The organism is Mesobacillus boroniphilus, assembly GCF_018424685.1.
Classification (GTDB): Bacteria; Bacillota; Bacilli; order Bacillales; family Cytobacillaceae; genus Mesobacillus; species Mesobacillus boroniphilus_A.
Genome location: NZ_QTKX01000003.1, coordinates 586,496 through 601,370 on the forward strand (window position 1 = coordinate 586,496; position 14,875 = coordinate 601,370).

General features: G+C 44.4%; 15 protein-coding genes and 1 riboswitch. Of the genes, 8 read left to right on the forward strand and 7 right to left on the reverse strand.

Annotation, left to right across the window (positions count from 1 at the left end):
- Positions 1–25 precede the first annotated feature (25 nt).
- The 5 genes from DYI25_RS20195 (at position 26) to buk (ending at position 5,215) form a co-directional block, all read left to right on the forward strand.
- Positions 26–373, forward strand: a complete 348-nt coding sequence (locus DYI25_RS20195) for a DUF1259 domain-containing protein (protein WP_213372273.1) — start codon at positions 26–28, stop codon at positions 371–373.
- Positions 374–594: 221 nt separating this feature from the next.
- On the forward strand, positions 595–1,719 hold the full coding sequence (locus tag DYI25_RS20200) for an NADH-dependent flavin oxidoreductase (protein ID WP_213372274.1): 1,125 nt from the start codon (positions 595–597) through the stop codon (positions 1,717–1,719).
- Positions 1,720–2,126: 407 nt separating this feature from the next.
- Entirely contained in the window at positions 2,127–3,197 is a 1,071-nt protein-coding gene (locus DYI25_RS20205; protein WP_213372549.1) for a Glu/Leu/Phe/Val family dehydrogenase, read from the forward strand.
- Positions 3,198–3,216: 19 nt separating this feature from the next.
- On the forward strand, positions 3,217–4,137 hold the full coding sequence (locus DYI25_RS20210) for a phosphate acyltransferase (RefSeq protein ID WP_213372275.1): 921 nt from the start codon (positions 3,217–3,219) through the stop codon (positions 4,135–4,137).
- A gap of 19 nt (positions 4,138–4,156) precedes the next feature.
- Positions 4,157–5,215, forward strand: a complete 1,059-nt coding sequence (gene buk / locus DYI25_RS20215; protein ID WP_213372276.1) for a butyrate kinase — start codon at positions 4,157–4,159, stop codon at positions 5,213–5,215.
- A gap of 191 nt (positions 5,216–5,406) precedes the next feature.
- Here buk and DYI25_RS20220 read toward each other — a convergent pair whose 3' ends face one another.
- The 7 genes from DYI25_RS20220 to pepT all read right to left on the reverse strand — a co-directional run bounded on the left by DYI25_RS20220 (position 5,407) and on the right by pepT (position 13,432).
- A complete protein-coding gene (locus DYI25_RS20220) occupies positions 5,407–6,345 on the reverse strand; it encodes a ketopantoate reductase family protein (RefSeq protein WP_213372277.1) in 939 nt (312 codons plus the stop codon).
- A gap of 68 nt (positions 6,346–6,413) precedes the next feature.
- The gene (locus DYI25_RS20225; RefSeq protein WP_213372278.1) at positions 6,414–6,569 is read right to left on the reverse strand and encodes a hypothetical protein; all 156 of its coding nucleotides are present in this window, start codon (positions 6,567–6,569) and stop codon (positions 6,414–6,416) included.
- A 2-nt stretch (positions 6,570–6,571) separates the two neighbouring features.
- Complete coding sequence (locus DYI25_RS20230; RefSeq protein ID WP_213372279.1) at positions 6,572–8,023, reverse strand: carbon starvation CstA family protein; 1,452 nt, start codon at positions 8,021–8,023, stop codon at positions 6,572–6,574.
- Positions 8,024–8,183: 160 nt separating this feature from the next.
- The gene (locus DYI25_RS20235) at positions 8,184–8,915 is read right to left on the reverse strand and encodes a LytR/AlgR family response regulator transcription factor (RefSeq protein ID WP_213372281.1); all 732 of its coding nucleotides are present in this window, start codon (positions 8,913–8,915) and stop codon (positions 8,184–8,186) included.
- Positions 8,916–10,652, reverse strand: coding sequence for a sensor histidine kinase (locus tag DYI25_RS20240; protein WP_213372283.1), 1,737 nt, complete (start codon positions 10,650–10,652; stop codon positions 8,916–8,918).
- 508 nt (positions 10,653–11,160) lie between these two features.
- Complete coding sequence (liaG, locus tag DYI25_RS20245) at positions 11,161–12,024, reverse strand: LiaG family protein (RefSeq protein ID WP_213372285.1); 864 nt, start codon at positions 12,022–12,024, stop codon at positions 11,161–11,163.
- Positions 12,025–12,199: 175 nt separating this feature from the next.
- Positions 12,200–13,432, reverse strand: a complete 1,233-nt coding sequence (pepT, locus tag DYI25_RS20250) for a peptidase T (RefSeq protein ID WP_213372287.1) — start codon at positions 13,430–13,432, stop codon at positions 12,200–12,202.
- 135 nt (positions 13,433–13,567) lie between these two features.
- On the opposite strand from pepT, the gene DYI25_RS20255 reads away from it, so the two are divergent.
- The 3 genes from DYI25_RS20255 (at position 13,568) to DYI25_RS20265 (ending at position 14,870) form a co-directional block, all read left to right on the forward strand.
- Positions 13,568–13,711: a hypothetical protein gene (locus DYI25_RS20255; protein WP_213372289.1), complete on the forward strand. Its 144-nt coding sequence runs from the start codon at positions 13,568–13,570 to the stop codon at positions 13,709–13,711.
- Complete coding sequence (locus DYI25_RS20260) at positions 13,701–13,856, forward strand: hypothetical protein (protein ID WP_213372567.1); 156 nt, start codon at positions 13,701–13,703, stop codon at positions 13,854–13,856. Before DYI25_RS20255 ends, DYI25_RS20260 begins: the two co-directional genes overlap by 11 nt.
- A gap of 67 nt (positions 13,857–13,923) precedes the next feature.
- A riboswitch (TPP riboswitch) is annotated at positions 13,924–14,033 on the forward strand.
- Between the two features lie 75 nt (positions 14,034–14,108).
- Positions 14,109–14,870: a 3-oxoacyl-ACP reductase gene (locus DYI25_RS20265; protein WP_213372291.1), complete on the forward strand. Its 762-nt coding sequence runs from the start codon at positions 14,109–14,111 to the stop codon at positions 14,868–14,870.
- Positions 14,871–14,875: the final 5 nt, after the last annotated feature.

The window sequence follows — 14,875 nt, forward strand, 5'->3', positions numbered from 1 at the left end:
GTGCCTGAAAATAAAAAGGTCAATAATGGCAACAGCTTTGGTTCTTGCTCTCTTTTTACCAGCAGCTGTGCAGGCTCAGGGTAATGCAAATTGTGATAAGCTGGAAAAGATATTTGATACAAGGGTTGAAACCGAAAAGGGAGTCTGCAAGGTGGAAATCGTAAGGGAAAGTATAAAACCGACGCATATGGGGAAAAAGCAATCTCCAGAAACGATGGAGCTAATCTTCTATTTTGGATTTGAAAAGGTAGACGGACAGGTTGCTGTCATGGGAGAGCTTGCGCTTCTGCAGGAAGAGGTAAATCCAGTCCTGGATGTATTGCGAAAAGGGAAGCTGGAAGTAACAGCTGTTCATAATCATATGCTGCATTAGGAACCGAGAATCATGTATGCCCATTTCCAGGGGATTGGCGATATGGAACAGCAGGCAAAAACGATTCGGGCAGCCATCGATAAAACGGGTAAATAAGAAAAAACAGCGGAATATATTTCGCTGTTTTTTTTCGAGCAAAACACAAATAATAACCAGGATGTTTAACGGTAGTCAGTTTAGGCTATTACACTTTCGTATACTAAAGAAGGAGGATCACATCAATGAATGAAAAATATAAAACATTATTTGATTCGTTTACATTCCAAAATGGAATTAATCTGAAGAATAGGCTCGTCATGGCGCCGATGACCAACTTTTCATCGAATGAGGATGGAACTGTAACGGACGCAGAAGCAGAATATTACGCCCGCCGTTCAAAAGGCGTCAGCATGGTGGTAACTGCTTGTACATATGTAACCCGTAGTGGGAAAGGCTTTCATGGGGAATTTGGTGCGGATACGGATGAAATGATCCCAAGTCTTAGGAAGCTGGCATCTGCGATAAAAGCTGAAGGTGCTAAAGCGGTGCTGCAAATTTTCCATGGCGGCCGCGAGTGTCCTCCTGAGCTTGTACCAAACGGGGATATCGTCAGTGCGAGCGATGTTCAATCAGAGCGTAACAGCGCCAAAGCACCGCGAGCATTGACTGGGGAAGAAGTGGAAGAGATCATTGCTGCGTTTGGCGAGACAACCCGCCGAGCGATTGAAGCAGGCTTTGATGGCGTAGAAATCCATGGAGCCAACGGTTATTTGATTCAGCAATTCTTCTCACCTCATTCAAACAGACGTGAAGATAAATGGGGCGGTTCCCTGGAAAAAAGGATGGCATTCCCGCTTGCTGTTGTGGATGAGGTAAAGAGAGTAACCGCAATGCACGCAAAGGAACCGTTTATCGTCGGATACAGATTCTCACCGGAAGAACCTGAGGAGCCGGGAATTACGATGGCTGATACATTGGAACTGATTGAAACCCTGGCTGAAAAGGACCTTGACTACTTGCATGTATCTTTAAATGATTTCTGGTCAACGCCAAGAAGGGGTGTTGACGATGATCGTTCGAGGATGGAAATCATCCACGAGCGCGTCGGCGGCAAAGTTCCTGTCATCGGTGTCGGCTCACTTTATAGCGCAGATGATGTTATCCAAGCCTTTGAAACAGGAGTCCCGTTGCTTGCATTAGGCCGTGAACTGATTATTGATCCAGATTGGGTCGAAAAAGTCGAAACAGGCCGTGAAAATGAAATCGAAACAAAGCTCGATACGGGTGCGCAGGCGCGACTTGTCGTTCCGGATCCATTATGGCAGGCAATCGTCAATACACCAGGCTGGTTTCCGGGAGTTCAATAGTAAAGGTTGTCTTAAAAAGAACCGAAGCTGCTGCTTTGGTTCTTTTTAGCGTCCATTTTAATGGGAATTTCCTTAACAAAACTCTTTATTGGCGAAAACCCGAGACTTATTGGCGATATTTTAATTTTATTGGCGAAAATCTCATTATATTGGCGATAATTCAAGTTTATTGGTGAAGTTCACAAATTTATTGGCGAACTGGAAATTACCCTCGGTTTTTTCCAGTTGATTTGCCATAGAAGTGTAAGATATATCACCGTAAGCAGCAGCTAAAGTCTTTATAATGAAAATATGTAAGGGCTTACATTTATTTGTTGATCTGGAAACTACCTATACTGACGCAGCTTTGCCAGGTCCGATTACGGGAGGGGATGTTTGTGTTGCTTACGGAAGAACAGAAAAAGGTGCTGGATATTTTTGAGGAAATGAAAAACCAGGGGCATGAACAGGTGATTTTCAACTATGACAAGGCAACTGGATTGAAGTCGATTGTCGCTATCCATGATACGACGCTCGGTCCGGCGCTTGGGGGATGCCGGATGTGGGATTATGAATCGACTGAAGACGCGTTGCGGGATGTTCTGCGACTATCAAAAGGAATGACATATAAATGTGGCGTTTCAGGTGTGACCTATGGAGGAGGGAAAGCGGTCATCATCGGCGACCCTAAGTCAGAAAAATCGGATGAATTGTTCCAGGCCTTTGGTTCATTTATCGAAACGTTAAAGGGGCGCTTTTACACTGGAACGGATGTCGGTACGTTCGGCATGGATTTTGTTTCCGCATCAAAGCAAACTTCGTATCTCGTTGGCTTGCCTGAAGAATATGGCGGCAGCGGCAACTCGGCTGTTATCACGGCGTTCGGTGTGTGGAAAGCAATCAAGGCTACGGCAAAAGAGATTTTTGGTACAGATTCACTGATGGAGCGGAAAATTGCCGTTCAGGGACTTGGAAAAGTTGGCCGCTTTCTCGTTGGCCACCTTTATGAAGAAGGAGCGAAGCTGATCGTCACCGATATTTTTGAAGAGAATGTAAAAGAAGTTAAGGAGCAATACCCGGATATCGAAACAGTTGAGCCTCTTGATATATACAGCGTAGAATGCGACATTTTTTCACCAAATGCATTGGGCGCTGTTATCAATGACCTCACGATACCGAAACTCAAGTGCCTGGCTGTTGCTGGAGCAGCGAACAATGTGCTGGCTGAAGAACGACACGGCGACATGCTGCATCAGAAAGGCATCCTCTATGCACCGGACTACGTGGCAAATGCTGGCGGTTTGATCCAGGTAGCAGATGAACTCCATGAGTATAGCAAGGACCGGGCGTTCAAGAATGCAAGCCTGATTTATGACATTCTTGAAAAGATCTATAAAATCTCCAAAACTCATGATATCCCAACGTATAAAGCCGCAAATATATTAGTAGAAGAGAAGATTGAAAAGATCAGCCGAATCCAGAGTATGTATACAGGTTAAGCAACAGGAGGTGAGAAGCATGCGCTATAAAAGCTTTAATGAGGTGATCGTTGAAGCACAAAAAAGGCCGCCGGTTAAAATGAGCGTCGCCGCTGCACACGACAGGGATGTGCTTGAAGCTGTGAAAGCGGCTGTGGATCTCGGAATCATTGAGCCATATCTAGTCGGAGATCCGCAAAAAATCTTTGAGCTGGCAAGGGAACTCGACTTTTCTGTTGAGGAATATCCTGTTTATCCGGCCTATACGGAGAACGAAAATGCTTTTATTGCGGCCAAACTGGCAAGCGAAGCTCAAGTGCAGGTAATCATGAAAGGCTTCGTGAATAGCACTCCATTTTTAAAAGGGGTGCTGCATAAGGAGCTTAACTTAAAAACTGGCCGAGTCATCAGCCATATCTCCGTGTTCGACATCCCGGGGGCCGAACAGCTTATTAGTATGAGTGATGGCGGTATAAATATTGCGCCAGATTTTCAGCAGAAGAAGCAAATCGTCCTGAATGCGGTAGAGTTCCTGGACAGAATTGGAGTGGACCAGCCGCGGGTAGCGATTTTAGCAGCGAACGAACGAGTCAGCGAGAAGATGCCAGTGACCGTGGAAGCCGACCATTTGGCAATGGTAATTAAAAATGAATGGAGCCAGTCGCTGCTGATAGAAGGACCTCTTCCGTTGGATCTCGCAATCAGCAGGGAGTCTCTTCTGCATAAAGGACTGGATAGCGAGCTTGATGGAGCAGCGGATTTACTCATTGTCCCAACAATAGAGGCAGGAAATTTCCTTGGCAAGGCGATTACTTATTTTGCAAAGGGGACGATGGCGGGAATCGTGCTAGGAGCAAAAATACCGCTTGTCTTAAACTCCCGGTCAGATACTGCGGAGGCAAAATTGGCTTCGATTGCACTGGCCGTCGTTGCGGCATCCAATACAAAGGTCAGCGTGTGAAAGATAGGAGAGAGGTATAATGAGAATCCTAGCGATAAATCCAGGCTCCACTTCTACTAAGCTAGCAGTTTATGAAGATGAAAAATTACTTTTTGAAGAAACCATCCGTCATGCTGATGCTGAAATCATCAAGCTGCCAGATTTAGCCGACCAGCTGCCGTACAGGCTTGAATCCATCTTGGGTGCATTACGGATGAATGACTTCAAGCCTTCAGAGCTGGACGCGGTTGTAGGACGGGGTGGAATGCTGAAGCCCATGGACAGTGGAACATATATTGTTGATGAACATCTGCTGGATGATGCACGTTCAGGAAAACATGGCAATCATGCTTCGAATTTGGGATCGATCATCGCAGCGGAAATAGCTGGCACTCATCAAATACCAGCCTTTATAGTTGATCCTGTATGTGTGGATGAACTGATCGTGGAAGCGAGGATTTCCGGTCTGGCTGATATTGAAAGGAAAAGCCATGTTCACGCTCTCAATATCAAGGCAGTTTCCCGTAAAATGGCAGCAGAGCTCGGGAAGGATTTGGATGATACAAGCTTTGTCGTGGCCCATCTAGGGAGCGGCATTTCAGTCGCTGCACTTCGGAAGGGCAGGATCATAGACGTCAATAATGCCGAAAATGAGGGACCATTCTCTCCCGAACGGGCAGGCGGACTCCCAGCAAAACAGCTCGTTCAGCTTTGTTTTTCAGGAAAATACACCGAAAAAGAATTGCTTCAACGAATGACAAGACAGGGTGGAATGTATTCTTATCTTGAAACAAAGAGTGTTATAGAAGTAGAGCAGCAGGCGCAGGATGGGGACAAGGAAGCTGCTATTATTTTAAAAGCAATGGTACATCAGATAGGAAAAGAGATTGGGGCCATGGCCACCGTACTGGAAGGTAAGATGGATGGATTCATCCTTACCGGGGGAATCGCCCATTCAGATATGATTGTACGATTAATTCAGGAGAAAATCAGTTTCCTGGGAAAAGTTTTCGTCCGGCCAGGTGAAGAGGAATTGGAAGCACTGGCTGCAGGTGCTTTTCGAGTGATGATTGGCCAGGAAGACGCGAAAATTTATTAAAAATGCCTGAGCTTATGTGTTTTTCGAGGACACATAAAGGCTCAGGCACTTTTTTTGATTAGAATAATGGAGTTGTTTGCAAAAATAGATTTTAATCGCAAAAAATAGAATTTATTCGCAAAAAACATACTTTTATTCGCAAATATTACGATGTATTCGCAAAAACCATCCTCTTATTCGCTAACTGGAAATTATCGCAGATTTTTTCCAGCGCCAAGTCCATTCTCGTAGATCTTCACATTTCCATAGATCGCAGATAGAATCGGCGCTGCCAAACCCAACTTTTCAGCATTCTCCAGCAAGTAGCCAAAGAGGTGATCTCCTTCTGTAAGAAGGGATTTTTCCATATCACGCTGCAGGGAGGATTTCATTCCATGGCCGATTTCCTTCATTCTCCCCAGGGTGGCCTCCATAGCTCCTGCTGCAAGCGGGGCACCGATTTTCTCCATGATTGCCGCCGTTTCATTAACCAGGCCCTCAATTGTTTTCCAGCCATGCTCTTTTTCGCGAATAGGACCGATTGGGGACCTGAACAGGGAGGTGATGCCGCTTAGTGAAGTGATGAATAAGTATTTGTGCCACATCTCCTGCTCGATTTTTTCAGAAAGGCGGAAGCTTGCTTTCGTTCCATTGAATGTTTCTTCTAGCTGCAAGATTCGCTCCGTTTTTTCGTCATTCCGTTCACCGAAGACCAAATCATGGATTGGGCTGGTTTGGATTATTTTTCCATCCTGAGTCAGGGTCGTCTCGATAAAGCATAGGCCTCCAATTACCTTTTCAGTCCCGAATGCTTCTATCAACACATCAAGATGCGCAATTCCATTCAATAATGGCAAGATCATCGTCTCGTTTCCTACATAAGGCCTGATGTCCTCAACCGCGCCATCCAGATGGTAGGACTTCGTGGAAACAAGCACTACATCAAAGGGTTCCACATTTTCCCCTGATAAAACGGTCTTAGGTTCTGCAAAACGCATATCTCCATGAATGCTTTCCACCACCAACCCATTTGAACGAAGCTGCTGTTTGCGATTTTCTCGCACCAAAAACGTAACATCTTCTCCTTTTTCCAAAAGGCGACCGCCGAAGTAACCGCCAATTGCACCTGCTCCTACGATTAATATTTTCATATCCATCAACCTCCTTGACTATGTAAAAGTGCACGCCTGGAATCAAGCGTGCACCTGGTGTTGTCTTATTAATATGCGAGGAGGGCAGCAAGAAGCCCTCCTGCAGTAATAATGACAATGATAATTTTAGCGAAAAGGGGAAGCTGCTCTTTCCCTTTGTCATTAACCTGTGCTTCCTTCTCATTGACCGATTTGCGGTATTCCGGACTGCAGCATCCGCTCATCGTTATGCCACCTTGTTGTAGTTGGAAATATCTTCATCAAGCGGAATATTATTAGCTCGTGCTTTTTTAGCAGCGTTGAAGAAAATAACTGTGATGACAGCTGTTACGATTAACGCTCCGATATTGGATACTGTCAGCGACTGGCCGAATCCAATTTGAGCATTAAGAATGTAGGAAGTCGTAGCTGCTGTCATGAACATACCAGGAATCATCGCGATCCAGTAATTCTTCTTGGCAATGAACAGGTACATGGCACCAACCCAAAGCGCGATAACCGCTGTTGATTGGTTAGCCCAGGAGAAGTATCTCCAAAGAAGTGTGAAATCCACCTTTGTTAGTGCGAAAGAGATAACGAACAACGGAATCGCAATCCATAGACGGCTAGCAATTTTCTTTTGTGAAAAATTGAAGTAGTCAGCAATGATCATACGCGCGCTACGGAAAGCTGTATCACCTGAAGTGATTGGAAGTACGATTACGCCAAGAACTGCTAGAGTTCCGCCGATTGCGCCAAGCATCAATGTTGAAGCTTCACTTACGATTGCAGCAGGTCCGCCGTTCGCAAGCATGTCGTTCAAGCCGTTGTAGCCATCGAACAGGCTCATCGCAGCTGCAGCCCAGATCATGGCGATGATACCTTCAGCGATCATCATGCCGTAGAAAATCTTGCGGCCGCTCTTTTCATTTTGCGTAGTACGAGAAATGATCGGTGTTTGTGTTGCATGGAAACCTGACAGCGCTCCGCAAGAAATTGTTAAGAATAATAGCGGGAAAATCGCTGCGCCCCCTGGATGGAAATTCGTCAAGGAAAGCTCAGGAATCGGTGCTCCAGTAATTACAAGCATTGAGCCTACTCCGATTGCACTGATTAACAGCAATGCACCGAAAATCGGGTAGAAGCGGCCGATGATTTTATCAACTGGCAGAAGTGTCGCTAAGATATAGTAAATAAAGATTGCCCCGATAATAAGGCCCATTGTAACCTTTCCGTCCATCAAGTTGTGAAGCAAGCCAGCCGGAGCTGTGACGAAAACGGTTCCAACTAATAGTAAAAGAAGAATCGCAAACGCGTTAACAACATGTTTCATGAATTTGCCGAGGAACTTTCCTGCAAGTTCAGGAAGGTGTGCGCCTCTGTTACGGATTGAAATCATACCAGTAAGGTAATCATGGACAGCACCAGCGAAAATTGCGCCAAGAACGATCCAAAGGAAAGCAACCGGTCCATAAAGCGCTCCCATGATCGGCCCGAAAATAGGACCTACACCAGCGATATTAAGAAGTTGGATCAAAGAGTTCTTCGCTGTAGACATCGGCAAATAGTCAACGTCATCCTTATGAGTGAATGCCGGAGTGGAACGAGTCTCGTTCACGCCGAACACCTTTTCTACAAATTTGCCATACGTGAAATAACCAATAATTAAAAGTGCGATACCAGCTAGAAAAGTATACATATGAAACCTCCTCAAAGTAAATTGTATGCGTTTTCATTAAGTATAATAGAGAAGGAGAAATTATGGCTGTTTTGTGAACAAGATGCAAGAATATGAGCCTGAAATGCAAAAAATGTCGATTAAAATGCAAAAAAGCATCCTTAAGATGCTTTAAGAGAATTTATAATTCCAGCTGAATCCTCAATGCTTTTACATAATTACGGCTGACTGATAACATTTCATTGCGGCCTTCGAGTTCCAGTTGATAGGCCCCATTGAACCATGGGGTAAGACGGATAACATAATCCAGATTCACAATATAGCTTTTATGAATGCGGAAAAATGAGTATGCCGTCAGCCTCATTTCAAGATCCTTTAAAGGTATTCTTGTTTCATATTCCCTTGTTTTTGTAATGATTTTTGAATATTTTTCCTCTCTCGAAATGTACAGGATATCCTTCGGGTCGAGATAAATGATCTCTCCATCACCTTCAACGGCAAGCTTGCCAGTTTGCTTGCCTGACTCCTGTTCAGCGGGCATCAGGAAATGCTTCTCAATCCTGAGGACCGTCTCCCTGAGTTGATTCTCGTCATAGGGTTTAAGCAAGTAATCAACTGCTTCATATCTGAAAGCCTCGGCAGCAAATTGAGGATAGGCGGTTGCGAACACAATCAGCGGTGATTTTCTTAATTCCATCAGCGCTTTTGCTGCTTCCATCCCATTCATTTTCGGCATTTCGACATCAAGGAAGACGACATCCGGGTGGAGCTGCAAAGCCTTCATGACCGCAGTTTCACCTGATTCTGCTTCCCCGACAACCTGGATGGAAGGGAAGGACTGCAATAAATGCTTCAATTCATCCCTGCTATATAATTCATCATCAACGATTAGAGTACGTATCATCTTGTCCATCTATAATTCCTCCGCTTGTGGAATTGTAAAGGAAATCTTTGTGCCTTTTCCAGTCGCACTATCAATCCGCAGTGAGGCTTCTTCCCCAAAATTCATCGTAAGTCTTCTGTTTACATTGAAAAGTGCGATTCCACTTCCTGTTTCTGAATCAATTATTTGTTTACCCAACTGATTAATCCGTTCTTTGCTCATTCCCTGCCCGTTATCTCTCACCGTTACAATCGTACTATTATCACTTTTGTGAATGTCTATATTAATTTGGCAGTCATGATCCATATTCTTAATCCCATGTTTTACGGCGTTTTCTACAATTGGCTGGAGCGTCAGCGGCGGGATTTTTACAGGTAAAGCGTCATCCTCGATATCATAGGTAACCTTCAGTTTTTCCACAAACCTGGCCTCTTCAATAGATAAATAGGCTTTCACGTGGGCTAATTCCTGCTCAAGTGTAGTCATCGACACCGTCGTCGCAGTCAGGTTCTGACGCAGGAAATGCGACAGAGAGACAAGCAGCTTCCTCGCTTTTGCAGGATCAATCCTGATCAGAGAGGTGATGACATTCATTGTATTGAAAAGGAAGTGAGGACTGATTTGTGCCTGTAGGGCCTTTACTTCAGCTTCCTTGGCAAGCTGATAGGCTTTATCCGCTTCAGCGATTTCAAGCTGGTTGCTGAGCAGGTTGCTGAGACCGGATATGAGCTCAATGACGACATTGGTGATTTCTTTTTCCGATTTAAAATAAAACTTCAGCGTGCCAATCGTTTCGTCGCGCAGTTTCAATGGGGCAATCACTGCAGCTCCAAGAGGGCAGCTTTGCTCACGGCAGTGAATCGTTTCATCATTGGCGACGACAAGCTTGCCGCTTTTCAGCACATCCCTCGTAATCTGCGTCTGGATGGGGCTTGTGGAACGATGATGGTCATCACCAAGGCCGACATGTGCCAGGATTTCAGATTGGTTTGTGATTGCGACCGCACTAGTCTGAACCTCGTTGTGTAAAATCTCGCAGACTGACCTTGCTGAATCCGGATTGATGCCTTTGCGCAGGTACGCGAGCGTCTGGTCGGCGATCCGCAGTGTTTTTTGCGCAAGCATCGCACCAGTCTTTTCCTCTTCGGAAACAACATTCTTTATCACCATCAAAAATAAAGCAGAGCCAAGCCCGTTTGCGAGAATCATTGGAACACCGATAATTTCGACGAGTGTTTGCGCTTGATCATAAGGCTTGGCTATCAAAAGGATAATCAGCATTTGCACCGTTTCTGCAATCGCCCCAACCAGGAAGGCTGTCCTCAGATTGACATTGTTTTTCTTCTTTTGAAAACGGCCGGCAATGATTCCGGCAACGATGGCCGCAAGTCCGCAGGCAAGAGCGGTGAACCCGCCGAGCGTAAAGCGATGCAGACCCGCGATAAGGCCTGCGCCTATACCTACCTTGTATCCGCCAAGCATACCGGCAATCACGATCCCGATGACACGTGAATTGGCAATTGCCTCATCTGATGCCAAGTCAGCAGCCCAGGGGTTGAACTGAAGTGTATCAGTTGAGAAGCTCATGCCTGAATATGTACCAATAATCCCGAAAAAACCAAAGAATACAATCGCAAAATATTGCTGTCGCTTGTTCAGGGAATTATGATAAATCAATCCCCGGAAGAAGCGGAACCTCGTTAAAATGAAAGCAATCGTCACAATGATGCCGAGCCGTTCCAGCATCGTAATGAGTAATTCGAACATAACCGTACCCCTCAGGAAGTGTTTGCATTCATTTTAAATGAACGATGATGAAAAACAAAGATATATAGATGTAGAAAGAAGCCCGGTCAGCAGCAACCAGGCTTTGTTTCGGTTGATAATATGATTCTAATCCAGCTTTATAGCGAAAATATTAATTTTATAGCGGAAAAGGATTTTTATAGCGGAATTGACTTTTTAATAGCGAAAAATAAATTTTTAATAACGATTTGGAAATTATTAGCTAATTTTTCAGGCCAATAATATGGATATGTGCACTCTCCGGTTAAAGTTCCCACCTTTATTGGCGATAATCTTATTATATTGGCGGAGTTCACAGTTTTATTGGCGATAATCCCTCTTTTATTGGCGAAAATATAAATTTATTGGCGAACTGGAAATTCTGCGCGTTTTTTTCCAGTTCGCTAGGCGCATTTATCTGGCGAAATACATTCGCTCTACCACAATGTAAAATGGCAAACTGGAAAAATCAGTTTGCCAACTCATTTCATTAAAAGATTTCAATATCGCCGCTTGATACATCAGCGTTGATTTCATACTTTCCGCTTCCGTGTTTGCCGCTCAGGCGGTTATCGTTTTCTTCTTTGTTATCAAGCGGAAAGTCACTTGATAGGTCTCCGCTGCTTATTTTTCCGTTTAACGTAAAATCGGCATCATCTGGCAAATCCAGCTCGATATTACCTGAGCTTACATTTAAGTTAACGTCATCTGTCAAACGATCCATCTGGATGTCCAGCTCACCCGATGAAACATCTGCATCAAGTTTGCCAGAGTAATTCTGCACATTGACGCTTCCGGAGCTGACTTCAAATGAACCAGAGCCAGCAGCTATTGAATTGATTTCCACATCGCCTGATGAACTGTGGTGCATGTAGGTTTCAACATCCAGGTTTTCCAAAACCATGCTTCCTGATCCGATATCAATCGCAAGCTTCTCTAGCTTCATTGGAGAATCAATAGAATGACCTTTGAATACTACTTCGCCTGAACCGAGCTCGATTTCCATATTCTTTTCATAGTCTTCAGGAATATAAACTGTCAGAGTGGTTTTATCCATCTCAAACCAGTTGAACCAGAAGAACCCTTTTCGTTGAACAGCAACCTCGATATCATCGCCATGCTTATCAACTTTTACCGTACCTTTGCCCTTCAGCTCGGCGCGTACATCATCCCGGTCTTCAGGCACGATCATCGTCTCGACGCTTGAAATATCAAACGTGATATTTTCCGTTTGATTGGTCACCTTCACCGCGTCTTCCGCTTTTGCAAAGTTAACTCCGCTGCCATCAACAAAGTAGTTCCAACCGATATAAGCCCCGGTTATTACCAGGAAAATAACCAAAATCCGTTTCATTTTTAAAATCTCCTCTCAATCTCATTCTATATTTAGAATAAGGCAAAACATGCTGATCCCCAATGCACCTCCGATTTAAATCAGGATAGGACCTAAGGCGGATATTGAGATAAGCTACTCATGAAAAAAACCAGATTCCTTTCAGTTTGGGAATCTGGCTTCTTGTTGTAATTTGTTAGGCTTTCGCTTCGAAAAGTTTAGCTATTTCTACAATTGTTTCCACTGATTTAATCATATTATCTACAGAAATATATTCGAACCTTCCGTGGAAGTTCTCACCGCCTGTAAAAATATTCGGTGTCGGCAGTCCCATATAGCTAAGCTGGGAACCATCTGTGCCGCCGCGGATTGGCTTTACGATCGGCTTGATTCCGAGGTTTTCCATCGCCTCGTACGCAATGTCGACAATTTCTTTTACCGGCTCGATTTTATCCTTCATGTTGTAGTACTGATCGTTCATTTCTAGATCAATACGGGTCTCGCCGTATGTCAGTCTTAGTTCATTGGTGATTTTCTGCATCAATTCCTTCCGCTCCTGGAAGCTGTCACGGTCGAAGTCACGTATGATATAGTGGAGCGTTGTCTCCTCGACATCTCCGGTGATGGAGCTGAGGTGGAAGAAGCCTTCATATCCCTCCGTATGCTCGGGTGCCTCTTCAGCTGGAAGCTTGCTGTTGAACTCCATCGCGATTTTTGCGGAGTTCACCATTTTCCCTTTTGCTGTGCCAGGGTGGACGTTCTTGCCTTTAAAAGTAACCTTGGCGCTTGCTGCGTTAAAGCTTTCATACTCCAGCTCGCCAAGCGGTCCGCCGTCAATCGTATAAGCGAACTTTGCATTAAATGCTTGTACATCGAACTTATGCGGTCCTCTGCCAATTTCCTCATCCGGAGTGAAAGCAACACGGATTTTTCCATGCTTGATTTCCGGATGCTGGATCAAATAAGCCATCGCCGTCATGATTTCTGCGACTCCTGCCTTGTTGTCCGCACCGAGGAGTGTAGTTCCGTCGGTGGTAATCAATGTGTGGCCCTTATATTGTGGCAGCTCAGGGAAATCAGCAGGCGAAAGGATGATTTTCAATTCCTTGTTTAGGATGATTTGGTTTCCATCGAAGTTATCAACAACCTGAGGATTGACATTTTTGCCGGTAAAATCCGTTGCTGTATCGACGTGGGCAAGGAAGCCGATTGTTGGCACTTCTTTATCTGTATTGGCAGGAAGTGTCGCCATAACATAACCATTTTCGTCAATCGTTACTTCCTCCATGCCAATTGTTTTTAACTCTTCAACAAGCATATTGGCAAGTGTAAGCTGACCTTCTGTCGATGGGGTGGTTTCACTGTTTTCATTAGACTGCGTGTCCACTTTTACATAAGAAGTAAATCTTTCAATAATTTCGTTCTTCATTATCGTTCAACTCCCATTCGTATGTATATTTTCATCTTAGCATATATCGTTAAGAAGGCCATTTTTCAAAAAAAGAAAATTCCATTTTTTGTATCAGGTTTATTGTATAATTGGATAAAAGGAGGCTGGGGCAATATGGGCTTTGTTTTCACGTTTATTGTGCTTTTTGTGGTTTTTTATATTATTTTTAAAATAATCCGGTCTGGGAACTTGCCGAGCAATAACTATACACCATTTGATGATCTTGTCGAGGGAAAAGTGGATAAAGATGATGATTGATATTGGCGTAATCATTGTTCTATTGTTAGCGCTCTGGTCCATAACGATAACATTAGAAAAATTGGCTGCAAGAATCATCGATAAGCAGGACCAGCAAAATCAGCTGCTGGAAGAAATCAAAGAACTTCTAAAATCTGAAAAATAACAGAATATGAACTTTTCACTTTACATATAAAAGAGTTAAGGCTAGGATAAAGACAATTGAATATTCGATGTACTACTAGGGGTGCCCTGCTACGGGCTGAGAGAAAGACGGTATGTCTTTTAACCCTTCGGACCTGATCTGGTTAATACCAGCGTAGGAAAGTAGTGTGAGAGATGTTTTCTTTCTTACTTTGCTTTTAAGCCAGGTCCTTTCAAGGATCTGGCTTTTTTATATTTTAAGGAGGTTTTATCAATGAAACTAAAAGATCAAGTTGTTCTGGTGACTGGCGGGAGCCGGGGACTGGGGGCAGAAACGGTTAAGGCGTTTGCAAGGGAGGGTGCGCGAGTCATTATTAACTATTACCAGAACGAAGAAAAGGCAAAGGATCTGGAAGGTATGTTTGTTGAGAATGCCCTTGCTGTAGGGGCGGATGTAAGAGACCCAGCACAGGTCCAAAGCATGTTCAGGCAAGCAAAAGAACATTTTGGCTCTCCCGTCACGACAATTGTGAATAACGCTCTTGTGGATTTCAAATTTGACCCTGTGGCAAACAAGGATGCTTTTGCAGTTGGCTGGGAGGAGTATCATCAGCAGCTTGAAGGAGCGATACGCGGTGCATTGAATACAATCCAGTCGGGACTTCCAGACATGAAAGAATTAAAGTTTGGCAGAATCATCAACATTGGCACGAACCTGTTCCAGAACCCGGTTGTCGCTTATCACGACTATACAACAAGCAAAGCTGCCTTGTTGGGGTTCACCAGGAATATGGCAAGTGATCTCGGGAAGTATGGCGTTACCGTCAATATGGTTTCCGGAGGATTGCTTAAAATGACCGACGCAAGCTCAGCTACTTCAGAGGAAGTATTCCAGCTCATCGAATCATCCACTCCGCTTAAAAAGGTAACCGACCCGGCAGAAGCTGCAGATGCGATATTGTTCTTCGCATCACCCTGGGCACGTGCGGTTACTGGACAAAATCTGGTCGTTGACGGCGGCCTTGTGATGGATTAAGAAGG

Bases quoted from the DNA above. Each gene is read 5' to 3' on its own strand.
- DYI25_RS20195 (WP_213372273.1), top strand. From the start codon at position 26: ATGGCAACAGCTTTGGTTCTTGCTCTCTTTTTACCAGCAGCTGTGCAG.
- DYI25_RS20200 (WP_213372274.1), top strand. From the start codon at position 595: ATGAATGAAAAATATAAAACATTATTTGATTCGTTTACATTCCAAAAT.
- DYI25_RS20210 (WP_213372275.1), top strand. From the start codon at position 3,217: ATGCGCTATAAAAGCTTTAATGAGGTGATCGTTGAAGCACAAAAAAGG.
- buk (WP_213372276.1), top strand. From the start codon at position 4,157: ATGAGAATCCTAGCGATAAATCCAGGCTCCACTTCTACTAAGCTAGCA.
- DYI25_RS20220 (WP_213372277.1), bottom strand. From the start codon at position 6,345: ATGAAAATATTAATCGTAGGAGCAGGTGCAATTGGCGGTTACTTCGGC.
- DYI25_RS20225 (WP_213372278.1), bottom strand. From the start codon at position 6,569: ATGAGCGGATGCTGCAGTCCGGAATACCGCAAATCGGTCAATGAGAAG.
- DYI25_RS20230 (WP_213372279.1), bottom strand. From the start codon at position 8,023: ATGTATACTTTTCTAGCTGGTATCGCACTTTTAATTATTGGTTATTTC.
- DYI25_RS20235 (WP_213372281.1), bottom strand. From the start codon at position 8,915: ATGGACAAGATGATACGTACTCTAATCGTTGATGATGAATTATATAGC.
- DYI25_RS20240 (WP_213372283.1), bottom strand. From the start codon at position 10,652: ATGTTCGAATTACTCATTACGATGCTGGAACGGCTCGGCATCATTGTG.
- liaG (WP_213372285.1), bottom strand. From the start codon at position 12,024: ATGAAACGGATTTTGGTTATTTTCCTGGTAATAACCGGGGCTTATATC.
- pepT (WP_213372287.1), bottom strand. From the start codon at position 13,432: ATGAAGAACGAAATTATTGAAAGATTTACTTCTTATGTAAAAGTGGAC.
- DYI25_RS20255 (WP_213372289.1), top strand. From the start codon at position 13,568: ATGGGCTTTGTTTTCACGTTTATTGTGCTTTTTGTGGTTTTTTATATT.
- DYI25_RS20260 (WP_213372567.1), top strand. From the start codon at position 13,701: ATGATGATTGATATTGGCGTAATCATTGTTCTATTGTTAGCGCTCTGG.
- DYI25_RS20265 (WP_213372291.1), top strand. From the start codon at position 14,109: ATGAAACTAAAAGATCAAGTTGTTCTGGTGACTGGCGGGAGCCGGGGA.